The 9,662-nt window shown below is 69.0% G+C and carries 8 protein-coding genes and 1 tRNA gene; 5 read left to right on the top strand and 4 right to left on the bottom strand.

Going from position 1 to position 9,662, the window contains the following annotated elements; genetic code table 11:
* Positions 1–56: 56 nt before the first annotated feature.
* Positions 57–827, bottom strand: a complete 771-nt coding sequence (locus B7K20_RS11970) for an SGNH/GDSL hydrolase family protein (protein ID WP_084102751.1) — start codon at positions 825–827, stop codon at positions 57–59.
* A 97-nt stretch (positions 828–924) separates the two neighbouring features.
* On the opposite strand from B7K20_RS11970, the gene B7K20_RS11965 reads away from it, so the two are divergent.
* The 4 genes from B7K20_RS11965 to B7K20_RS11950 all read left to right on the top strand — a co-directional run bounded on the left by B7K20_RS11965 (position 925) and on the right by B7K20_RS11950 (position 4,600).
* Positions 925–2,301, top strand: a complete 1,377-nt coding sequence (locus tag B7K20_RS11965) for a sorbosone dehydrogenase family protein (protein ID WP_084102750.1) — start codon at positions 925–927, stop codon at positions 2,299–2,301.
* A gap of 10 nt (positions 2,302–2,311) precedes the next feature.
* Positions 2,312–2,794, top strand: a complete 483-nt coding sequence (locus tag B7K20_RS11960) for a glutathione peroxidase (RefSeq protein ID WP_084102749.1) — start codon at positions 2,312–2,314, stop codon at positions 2,792–2,794.
* Positions 2,795–2,894: 100 nt separating this feature from the next.
* Positions 2,895–3,941 carry an LLM class flavin-dependent oxidoreductase gene (locus B7K20_RS11955; RefSeq protein WP_084102748.1) on the top strand — a complete coding sequence of 349 codons (1,047 nt, stop codon included), beginning with the start codon at positions 2,895–2,897 and terminating at the stop codon, positions 3,939–3,941.
* A complete protein-coding gene (locus B7K20_RS11950; RefSeq protein WP_084102747.1) occupies positions 3,938–4,600 on the top strand; it encodes an NADPH-dependent F420 reductase in 663 nt (220 codons plus the stop codon). Before B7K20_RS11955 ends, B7K20_RS11950 begins: the two co-directional genes overlap by 4 nt.
* Positions 4,601–4,604: 4 nt before the next feature.
* On the opposite strand, the gene B7K20_RS11945 is transcribed toward B7K20_RS11950, so the two are convergent.
* Positions 4,605–6,167 (bottom strand): MFS transporter, encoded by a 1,563-nt coding sequence (locus B7K20_RS11945; protein WP_234985825.1) that lies wholly within the window; start codon positions 6,165–6,167, stop codon positions 4,605–4,607.
* A 258-nt stretch (positions 6,168–6,425) separates the two neighbouring features.
* Here B7K20_RS11945 and B7K20_RS11940 point away from each other — a divergent pair, with 258 nt between their 5' ends.
* Positions 6,426–8,819 carry a LamG-like jellyroll fold domain-containing protein gene (locus B7K20_RS11940; protein ID WP_234985824.1) on the top strand — a complete coding sequence of 798 codons (2,394 nt, stop codon included), beginning with the start codon at positions 6,426–6,428 and terminating at the stop codon, positions 8,817–8,819.
* Between the two features lie 59 nt (positions 8,820–8,878).
* Here the strand turns inward: B7K20_RS11940 and B7K20_RS11935 are convergent, their stop codons facing one another.
* Positions 8,879–9,418: a GNAT family N-acetyltransferase gene (locus tag B7K20_RS11935; RefSeq protein WP_084102745.1), complete on the bottom strand. Its 540-nt coding sequence runs from the start codon at positions 9,416–9,418 to the stop codon at positions 8,879–8,881.
* A 90-nt stretch (positions 9,419–9,508) separates the two neighbouring features.
* Positions 9,509–9,581 (bottom strand) — tRNA-Ala (locus B7K20_RS11930).
* Positions 9,582–9,662 lie beyond the last annotated feature (81 nt).

Here is a 9,662-nt window from a genome sequence, read left to right as displayed (position 1 = left end):
CCAGAAGGCGCGGGCCACGCTCGGCGGGCCGCTAACGACCCGCCACGCCCACGGCGCTACGCCTTCTCGACGGCCTCCGGCTCGATACGCACCCAGTCGGCGAACTTGGCCGAGCGCCCGTCGCCGGACGAGCGCCGCGTCAGACGCCGCCCGATCCACGGCAGCACGTAGGTCGCGTAATAGCGCGCCTCGACGAGCACGCCGGTGGGCGCCTGGTGGTCAGCCTCGAGCGACGGCAGCTCGGTGGGCACCCCCAGCGCGGTCAAGACCCGCGCCGCCACGCGCCGGTGTCCCAGGGCATTGAGGTGCAGGCGATCGGGGGCCCAATAGCCCGCACGACGCATCTCCTCGTCCGCGTAGTTGTTGACGAAGGTCACATGCTCGTAGGTGTCCTCAAGCTCGGTCAGCATGTCGGTGAACACTGTCACTCGTGAGCGCAGCATCTCGCCGCGAGGCAGTCCGTCCGTCGGGTCCGCGCCGGTCTGGAGGAGCAACTTCACGCCCTCGCGCTCGGTGCGCTTCACCACGCGCTGGGTGAGCCGGACAATCTCGTCGCGGTCGAACCCTGGGCGCATCATGTCGTTGCCGCCGCCGTTGAAGGCCAGCACATCGGGCCGCGGGCTCAGCGCAAGCGCGGGCTCCAACTGCTCATCCACGATGGGGCGGATGAGCCGGCCCCTGATCGCGAGGTTCGCGTAGTCCACAGACTCGTCGAGCCCGGACGCGAGCCCTGCCGCGACGAGGTCCGCCCAGCCACGCACCGCTCCCCCGTCGAGCTCGTCCCCCACCCCCTCGGTGAAGCTGTCACCCATCGCCACAAAACGCATGGATCTCACCATAAACCCGGGACCGCCCGTCGCCGCGCCGCGATGGGTGTACTGCCCTTACCTCCCACCGACCGCGCGCCTCACGTACGGTCGAACAATGCCTGGCTTCCCGGTCCGAGCGCTCGTCCTCGCCTCCGTCGCCGTCCTTGCCGCCTGCGGCGGCGGCGAGGAACCACCCGTCACGACGGCCGATGCGACCGCGAGCCACTCGCCCGCCTCACCTTCCGACGGCACACCTTCCGCGGGTACGCCGACCGCGTCCGGTTCGCCCACGACCGCGGGCCTGCCGCCGCTCGCGCGGGCCACGCTCACGGTGGCTGCCGGCGCCGATGCCGCCAGCGCGGCGGGTCGCGACGTCAGCGTGCCCCAGGGCTGGAGCGCCGAGGTGTGGGCCAGCGTCCCCGAGGCCCGGCTCGCCGCGTGGACGCCGGATGGCCGTCTGCTGGTCTCGACAGGCGACGGCGGCGACGTCGTCGCGCTGACCCCCACCGACAGCGGCGCGCCCGAACAGAGCACCCTCCTCACCGGCCGCGACAACCCGCAGGGGCTCGCCTTCGCGCGGGAGGATGGGCGCGACGTTCTGGTCCTCGGCGAACGCACCAGGATCGTCGCATTCGATTACGACGACGGCGCCGTCGACAACGAGCGCACGCTCACCGACGGCCTACCCGGCTCCGGGCACGGCTCCAAGGCGGTCGTCGTCGACGACGCTGAGGTGTTCTTCAGCCTGGGCTCCGAGTCCAATCGCGACCCCGCCGACCGCGAGCGCGATCCCGAGCGCGCCGTCATCGCGAGCGTGCCTCTCACCGGAGGCGAGCACAGCGTGGTCGCCCACGGCGTGCGCAACGGCTTTGGCCTGGATATCGCCCCCGACGGCACCCTGTGGACCGCGGTCAACCAGGCCGACAATCAGCCCTATCCCTTTGAGGGCGAGGCCTACGGTGAGGTTGACCGCGACTACGTCAACGAGAATCCCGTCGAACAGCTCACGCGGGTGACCGAGGGCGGCGACCTGGGCTGGCCCTACTGCGTTCCGGATGCGACCGGGCGCACCACAAATCTGCCCTACGTCAACGACCCCGAGCACAACCCGGCGGGCGAGCGCCTCGACTGCGCCTCTCTCGCGCCGACCGCGCTCGGCCTGCCCTCGCACAGCGCACCCCTGGGCCTCGCCTTCACGGACGGCACCGCCGCCGCGCCGGCGCTCGGCGCTGGCGCCCTCATCGCGATGCACGGCTCCTGGAATCGCGAGCCCCCGCGCGAGCCGTCGGTGGCCTTTTCGGCATGGGACGCCGACGCACCAACGTTGCTACCGCCCACCACAGTCATGTCGGGCTTCCAGCTCGACGACGGCTCCCGCTGGGGCCGCCCCGTCATGGCGGTACCCGGCCCCGACGGCGCCATCTACGTGACGGACGATCATGCGGGACTCGTGTATCGCATCGGCCCTGGGCAAGGCGGCGACGGCATGTGAGGATGGCTGCATGCCTACGCTGACAGACTTCTCCGCGACCGCCCTCGACGGCTCCGACCACGATCTCGCCCAGCATGCTGGCAAGGTGGTCCTCGTCGTCAACACGGCGTCCCAGTGCGGCCTGGCACCCCAATTCGCCGGGCTCGAAAAGCTTCACGAACAGTTCTCGGGTGAGGGCTTCACCGTGTTGGGCTTCCCCAGCAACCAGTTCAAGCAGGAGTACGCCGACGCCGGCGAGGTCGCCGACTATTGCCAGAAGAACTACGGCGTCACGTTCCCGATGTTTGCCACCATCGACGTCAATGGGAAGAACGCGCATCCGGTGTTTCAGTGGCTGCGCTCCGAGGCCGGCGGCTCTCTCGGCAGCGCCATCAAGTGGAACTTCACCAAGTTCCTCGTGGGGCGCGACGGCCACGTCATCAAGCGCTACGCGCCGACCACGGAGCCCGAGCAGATTGCGGCGGACATCAGGGCGGCGCTCGCAACCGAGTAACGCACCGCGGCCTCAGACGGCCGTCGGGAATACATCGCGCGCCCGGTACGCTTCTTAGTTGACGCCTCAACAACCCGGCGTCGACGAGGAGCGCCACCCCATGACTGACGTGCAGTTCGGCATCGAGACCTTCGGCGACATCGCGAGCCACGACTCGGGCGAGACCATGTCGCACGCGGCCGCGATCCGCCAGGTGGTCGAGGAGGCCGCGCTGGCCGACCAGATCGGCATCGACGCCGTCGCGCTCGGCGAGCACCACCGCTCGGACTTCGCGATCTCCTCCCCCGAGATGGTGCTCGCCGCCATCGCGTCGCGCACCGCACGAGTGTCGCTCGGCTCCGCCGTGACGGTGCTGAGCTCGGACGATCCCGTGCGAGTGTTCCAGCGCTTCTCGACCCTTGACGCGGTGAGCAACGGCCGCGCCGAGGTCATCCTTGGTCGCGGCTCCTTCACGGAGTCCTTTCCTCTCTTTGGCTTCGACCTCGCCGACTACGAGGTCCTCTTCGAGGAGAAGATCGATCTCTTCTCCCAGCTGCTCACGGAAAAGCCCGTCACGTGGGAGGGCACCAAGCGTGCGGCCCTTCACGACGCGGACGTGTACCCCAAGACCGACAGCGGCTCCCTCACCACGTGGGTGGGCGTGGGCGGGTCGCCTCAGTCGGTGGTGCGCACGGCGCACTACGGATTCCGCCTCATGCTCGCGATCATCGGCGGTGCTCCCGAGCGCTTCGCGCCGTATGTGGATCTCTACCGCCGCGCCACCGAGCAGTTCGGCACCACCGCGCACCCGGTCGGCATGCACAGCCACGGGTTCATCGCGCCCACCGACGAGGAGGCCCGCGAGAGCTACTTCCCCGGCTACAAGGCCATGCGAGACCGCGTGGGCGCGGACCGCGGCTGGCCGCCCATGACCCGCGCGGAGTTCGACGGGGAGGTCGAGCACGGCAGCCTGTACGTCGGCTCGCCCGACACGGTCGCGGCCAAGATCGCCGCAGCCATCCGCGCCGTCGATGCCGGACGCTTCGACCTTGTCTACACCGGCGGCGGCGCCATGCCCGCCAGCCAGCGCCTGCGCGCGGTCGAGCTCTACGGCACCGCGGTGATCCCGCGAGTGAAGGAACTCCTGTCCGAGGGAGGCGCCCGATGACCCCCCTGAAAGTCCGCACCGTCGGCATCCTCGGTGCCGGCAAGCTTGGCACCGTCCTCGCCCGCCTCGCGGTCGCCGCGGGCTACGACGTCCGCATCGCCGGGTCCCGCGACGCCGAACGCATTTCGCTGACGATCGACGTCCTCGCGCCGGGAGCCATGGCCACGACGGCCGATGACGTGGTCGCCGGCTCCGACATCGTCATCCTGGCGCTTCCGTTGGGGCGCTTCCACGAACTCGACCGCGACGCACTCGCGGGCCGGGTCGTGGTCGACGCCATGAATTACTGGTGGGAGGTCGACGGCGAGCGCGCAGACCTCACCGACCCGCGCACCACGTCGAGCGAGATCGTCGCGCGCCACCTCCCGGGAGCCCGGATCGTCAAGGCCCTCAACCACATGGGCTATCACGACCTCGACGAGGGCCACCGCCCGGCCGGCGACCCTGCTCGCACGGCGATCGCGATCGCCGGTGACGACGATGTCGCGGTCACCACCGTGGCGCGATTCGTGGACGCACTGGGCTTCGACCCGCTGCGCATCGGTGCGCTCCACGCCGGTCGTGCGCTCCAGCCAGGAATGCCAGCCTTCGGCGCCAACACCGACGCGCGTTCGCTGGTGGGCTTGGTCGATGCGGCGAGCCAGGCGCAAACGGCCTGACCCGTCAATCGTGCAGTGCAGGTGGGGACGACGGCGACGCGTCATGTCGACGTGCAGGCCCGAGCGAGAGCGTAGCCAGAAGGCCCAACGCGAGGAAGCCCCCCGCGGTCCAGGCGGCGTAGCGGGTGCCATCCGTGAGCGCCTCACGAGCGGCAGCGGCCGACGGCGCGGTCGCCGGGTCCTGATCAAGGCCGACGATCGCACCTCCAGAGGAGTCCACCACCGCCGTCACGACTTGCTCCCTCTGCGCGGCGGGCACGCCTTGCTCATCGAGTCGCGCGTCGAGCACGTGTGCGGTGGACACGTACAACACCGTTCCGAGGATGGCGATGCCCAGCGCCGAACCTACCTGGCGTGAGGTGCTCTGGGTGCCCGAAGCCGCGCCCGACTCCGCTACCGGCACATCCACGAGCACCACGCCTGTCAGCTGCGCGGTGGCGAGGCCCACGCCGCAGCCGTAGACGAACAGCAGTGGCACGACGGAGACCCAGGTCGAGTCAACGCTGGCCACCACTCCGAGACCGACCACGCCCAGGATCTCGGCAGCGATACCTAGACGCACCACCCCCACGGCGCCGAGGCGTGCGATCAGCACCTGAGCCAAGCCGCTGGCCACAAACGAACCCACCGCGAGCGCGACCAAGATCCATCCCGTGGCGAGAGCGTCGTAGTTCAGCACGTTCTGCAGCCAGATAGGCAGCGACAGCAGGATTCCAAACTCTCCGAGGGAGACGACCAGCGCCGCGACATTGCCGTTACGGAACGAGGCGATAGTGAACAGGTCGAGAGGGATCAGCGTGGGCCGGCCCGCGCGCGACCTGGTCAGTCCACGGCACACGAACCACACTCCCGCGAGGACAGCAGCCGCGAGAGCCACCGGCACGGGCGACAGCCCCCACGGCCACCAGCCGCTGGCGGATTCCGAGGCGATCCACCACCCGAGCGAGCGCCCCTCGATGAGTCCGAAGACCAGTCCGCCGAACATCGCGACGGACAGCACTGCGGAAATCGGATCAGTTCCGCGCCTGACCGGGGCTCGGGACTCCTCGATCACGAGGGCTCCCAGGATCAGAATCGCCACAGCGATGGGCGGGTTGATCCCGAAGGCCCAGCGCCACGAGTAGTCGGTCGTCAGCCATCCGCCCACGAGCGGGCCCACCGCCGCCATGCCGCCAATGGTCGAGCCCCAGATCGCAAACGCGATACCCCGCTCGCGGCCTTGAAAGGTCGCGTTGATGATCGACAGTGTGGTGGGCAGAATCATCGCCCCGCCGAGTCCCTGCGCAAGCCTCGCGAGGATCAGGATCCCTCCGCTCGGGGCAAGCGCGGCCATGACCGAGGCCAACGCGAAAATCGCGATGCCCACGAACATGATTCTTCGGCGCCCCACACCGTCAGCAAGCACCCCGAAAACGAGTAAAAGTGAGGCGAATACCAGGGTGTACGACTCCTGCACCCATTGCACCTGCGTCGAACTGATGTCCAGATCGTCAACGATCGACGGGATTGCGACCGACACGATGGTCGAGTCGACGATGATGAGGGCCACGGCGATTGATACCGCCACCAGAGACAACCAACGACGACGACCGGACACGATTCTCCCTGCGCTCACCCTGTGGACGTCACTCAGCCTAGAGGGGCCGCACGGCCATGGTGACTTGACGAGGCTCACCGCCGACCGTCTTTGACGCACCTGTGTTGCATCGGGTATTTACATCGTTGTACAGTCCCCCGTGAGGCACGTCGAGGAGAGGTCGGCCGTCTCGTGAACGCGTCGCTGCGTCCACGCACACCACTGTCCAATGATGAACAGGAGACCCTCGTGGCAATCCCACGTCTCACACGTCCCGGCGCCCTCGCCGTGGGCGCCTCCACCGGCCTCGTCGCCCTCGGCGCCGCAGCCCTGCTGACCGGGGCCACCACGGCATCGGCCGCACCCAAGAACGACCCCGCCTCCCCCACCTACACCGACGTCACCGTGCACGACCCCTCGGTCGTGACCGACGGCGACGACGTGTGGGTCTTCGGATCCCACGGAGCCTCGGCTCACACCACCGACCTCATGAACTGGACCCAGCACTCGATCGACCTGTCACAGTCCAGCGCCAATCCCCTCTTCGACGACGTCTACGCCGAGCTCGCCGAAACCTTCGAATGGGCGCAGACCAGCACCCTGTGGGCCGCGGACGTCATCGAACTGCCCGACGGCACCTTCGCGATGTACTACAACGCGTGCAAGGGCGACTCGCCGCGCTCGGCGCTGGGTCTCGCCACCTCCGACACCGTCGACGGCGGCTACGAGGACCAGGGCATCCTGCTGAAGTCCGGCATGTGGGACCAGGAGTCGGAGAACCCCGGCGAGATCTATGACGCCACCGTCCACCCCAACGCGGTGGACCCCGACGCGTTCTACGACGCCGAGGGCAACATGTGGATGGTCTACGGCTCGTACTCGGGCGGCATCTTCATTCTCGAACTCGACCCCGAAACAGGCGTGCCGCTGCCCGGCCAGGGTTACGGCAAGCACCTGGTGGGCGGCAACCACTCGCGCATCGAGGCGCCCACCATCCGCTACGACGAGACCACGGGCTACTACTACCTGTTCCTGTCGTTCGGCGGGCTCGACGCGAACGGCGGCTACGACGTGCGCGTGGCCCGTTCGACCAGCCCGGACGGCCCCTACCTCGACGCCGAGGGCAACGACATGGCCGAGGTCGCGGGCGCGGTGGGCACCATCTTCGACGACGCCTCCATCCAGCCCTACGGCGTGAAGGTCATGGGCGGCTACGAGTTCCCGCGCGAGCTGGGCGACCCCGGCACGGGCGAGGGTACCGGATACGTCTCCCCCGGCCACACGTCCTGGTACGACGACCCCGACACGGGCCAGTCCTCCATGGTGTTCCACTCGCGATTCCCCGGAACCGGCGAGATGCACGAGGTTCGCGTCCACCGCATGGAGATGACCGAGGACGGTTGGCCGGTCGTCCTCCCCACGCGTTACGCGGGCGAGTCCGTGACCAAGATCAAGCGGGCCGACGTGGTGGGCGACTGGCAGGTCGTCGACCTCGGCAAGGACATCACCGCCCAGGCGGCGCTGCCCGAGTCGGTGCGCTTTGACAAGAACGGTCGCCTCTCCGGCGCACTCGTCGGTGAGTGGAAGCTCACCGGTCACGACACCGCCGAGCTCACCACCGCGGAGGGCACCCTCGAGGGCGTCTTCGCGCGCGGCTGGGATGAGACCACCCAGGAATGGACCACGACGTTCTCGGTCCTCACTGACAACGGCGCGTCTCTCTGGGGCCGCCAGGTCGACAGCCTGTCGGCGGCCGATGCCGTGGCCGCCGTGGCAGGCGAGCTCACCTTGGGTGACACCACGGCCGTCGTGGCCGACCTGGCGCTGCCGACCACCGGCACCTCGGGCACCACCATCGCGTGGACCTCGTCCGACCCTGCCGTCGTCAGCGCCGCGGGCGAGGTCACCCGACCTGCCGCGGGCCAGGCCGATGCCGTCGTCACTCTGACCGCGACCGTCACCAACGGCGACGTCGTGGAGACGGTCGACTTCGAGGTGACGGTCAAGGCCCGCGCCCTGGGCGGCGTGGTCGGCACGTGGTCCTTCGAGGACACGCTGGCGGACAACGCCGGCGCCCTCGCCGAGCCCACCGTGACCGGCAACCGCGCCAACAACACCGGAGGCGCCGTGTCCTACGTCGCCGACGGCGCGAGCGGCTCCGCCCTCCACCTGGATGGCACCAGCGGCGTGCGCCTGCCGGACGGCCTGGTGCAGGGCGACACGTACTCGGTGAGCATGTGGCTGCGGCCGCAGACGCTGACCCAGTTCACGTCGGCATTCTTCGCGGCGAGCGCCAGTAACCAGTGGCTCAGCATTGTTCCCCAAGGCTGGGACGGCAATACGATGCTGTGGTCCAACGTCGCTCCCGAGCCCTTCTACGACGGCCAGACGGGCCAGCTCATCCCCATCGGCGAGTGGACGCACGTGGCGGTCACGGTCGACGAGGGTGACGTCGTGTTCTACCTCGACGGTGAGGTCGCGCACTCGGGCACCGGCTTCCTCGATGCCCTCACGAGCCCCTCGGCGACGTTTGCCCTGGGCGTGAACTACTGGGACACCCCGTTCCACGGTGACATCGACGAGCTCACGGTCTCCTCGGCGGCACTCACGCCCGCCGAGGTCGCCGCGCTCGCCGGAGCTTAACCCCAGACCACGGAGGGCTGATGCGGTGGGGTGACTCCCGCATCGGCCCTCCGTGCGTGTCACTCGAGAATGCGCTGGAACAGGACGTGGTCCTGCCACGTGCCGGCGATCTGGAGGTAGCGCGGCGCGAGGCCGATGCGTTCGAACCCTGCCCGCGTGAGCACCCCCTGCGACGGCTCGTTGCGCTCCAGCGTCGCGGCCTGGAGTCGGTGAAGCCCCAGATCGTCGCGCGAGAACTCGGCGATGGCGCCGACGGCGGCCGTCATGAGCCCTCGCCCCGTCCATCCCGCGTCGAGCCAATAGCCCAGGTTGGCGCTGAGAAACGGGCCGCGCAGGATGTGCGAGACCGTCGCCTGGCCGATGACCTGCGCACCGTCCGTGAGCACGAAGGCCGCGGCGCTGCTCGTGGCGAACTGCGCCCGCATCTCGGCCACGAAGTCCTCTTGTCGCTCCGTCGTGGCGTATCCCGGCTCACGGATCGGGTCCCAGGGCGCGAGGTGCTCGGCATTGCGTGTCAGCGCGGTGGACAGGGCAACGCCGTCGCCTGTTTCGACAAGGCGCAGGGCCACGTCATCGGCGAGGGCGAAGACAGCAGGCATAGCGCGATGGTACCGAGCCATCGCCTACCCCGGACAAGCGAAAAGCCGCCCCGAAGGGCGGCTTTTCTACGATGCTGTCTCAACACATCGTGGAGCTGAGGGGACTCGAACCCCTGACCCCCTGCATGCCATGCAGGTGCGCTACCAGCTGCGCCACAGCCCCGTGATCTTGCGATCCCGTGCCCCTGAGGGCGAATGAAATACTAGCCCAGATCTCGGCAGAAACCTAATCCGCTCCCCCGAC

Origin of the sequence: Demequina sp. NBRC 110051 (assembly GCF_002090055.1) — a bacterium.
Classification (GTDB): domain Bacteria; phylum Actinomycetota; class Actinomycetes; order Actinomycetales; family Demequinaceae; genus Demequina.
The sequence above is the reverse complement of the archived record's forward strand: the minus strand, read 5'-3'. Positions and strand labels throughout refer to the sequence as shown.

Coding starts and splice junctions, on each gene's coding strand:
- B7K20_RS11970 (WP_084102751.1), bottom strand. CDS start 827: ATGCGTTTTGTGGCGATGGGTGACAGCTTCACCGAGGGGGTGGGGGAC.
- B7K20_RS11965 (WP_084102750.1), top strand. CDS start 925: ATGCCTGGCTTCCCGGTCCGAGCGCTCGTCCTCGCCTCCGTCGCCGTC.
- B7K20_RS11960 (WP_084102749.1), top strand. CDS start 2,312: ATGCCTACGCTGACAGACTTCTCCGCGACCGCCCTCGACGGCTCCGAC.
- B7K20_RS11955 (WP_084102748.1), top strand. CDS start 2,895: ATGACTGACGTGCAGTTCGGCATCGAGACCTTCGGCGACATCGCGAGC.
- B7K20_RS11950 (WP_084102747.1), top strand. CDS start 3,938: ATGACCCCCCTGAAAGTCCGCACCGTCGGCATCCTCGGTGCCGGCAAG.
- B7K20_RS11935 (WP_084102745.1), bottom strand. CDS start 9,418: ATGCCTGCTGTCTTCGCCCTCGCCGATGACGTGGCCCTGCGCCTTGTC.